General features: G+C 62.0%; 1 protein-coding gene. It reads left to right on the top strand.

The genetic code is table 11. From position 1 onward, the window contains the following. Window positions 1-949, top strand: a 949-nt coding sequence (locus ON29_RS11800) for an oxygenase MpaB family protein (protein WP_040866271.1), incomplete at both ends; no start/stop codon positions are given.

The following is a 949-nucleotide window of genomic DNA, read 5'->3' on the forward strand; positions in this document are numbered from 1 at the left end:
AATGGTCAGCCGTTGCCGGAGGGGTTGCCGGGGGATTTGCGGGATTTCATGGAGTATGCGCGGCGGTTGCCGGTGTGGACGGATCCGGGGAAGTTGGCGACGGCGGTGGAGTTCAACAAGAAGCGGGGGTTGTATTTGGGGGTGTTGTATGGGTTGGCCAGCGGGATGATGTCGACGGTGATCCCGAAGGAGGCGCGGGCGGTGTATTACTCGAAGGGGGGTCATGATCTGAAGGATCGGATCACCAAGACCGCGAAGTTGGGGTATGACATCGGGACGGCGAATGCGTATGCGCCGGATGGGGAGATGGTGGTGACGTGTGTGAAGACGCGGTTGGTGCATGCGGCGGTGCGGCATTTGTTGCCGCGGTCGCCGCATTGGGTGGCGTCGGCGGATGAGCAGGTGCCGATCAGTCAGAACGACATGATGGTGACGTGGCATAGTTTGCCGACGACGGTGATGAAGCATTTGACGGCGTGGGGGGTGCCGATTCCGGAGGTGGAGTCGGAGGCGTTTTTGCATTCTTGGCAGGTGGGGGCGCATATGTTGGGGATTCGGGATGAGTACATTCCGAATTCGTGGGGTGAGGCGAACGCGCAGGCGGCGCAGGTGTTGGATCCGGTGTTGGCGGCGACGCCGGAGGGGGCGAGGTTGGCGGATCGGTTGTTGGGGTTGGGGGCGAATCTGGATTTGGCGGTGGTGAGTAAGCCGGTGTTGGGGGCGTTCACCCGGTTTTTGTTGGGGGATGAGATCGCTGATGGGTTGGCGATTGCGCGTGAGCCGGTGTGGGATCCGTTGTTGCGGGTGAGTTGGGGGCCGTTCATCGCGGTGCGGGAGGGGTTGTTGCCGGTGGTGCCGTTGGCGCCGGATGCGTATTGGTTGTTCGATGAGTTTTTGCGGCGGGCGGCGTTGGTGTATCTGGCCGAGTTGCGGATGCCGATCAGTATCG

It is taken from the genome of Nocardia exalbida NBRC 100660 (assembly GCF_000308575.1).
Classification (GTDB): Bacteria; Actinomycetota; Actinomycetes; order Mycobacteriales; family Mycobacteriaceae; genus Nocardia; species Nocardia exalbida.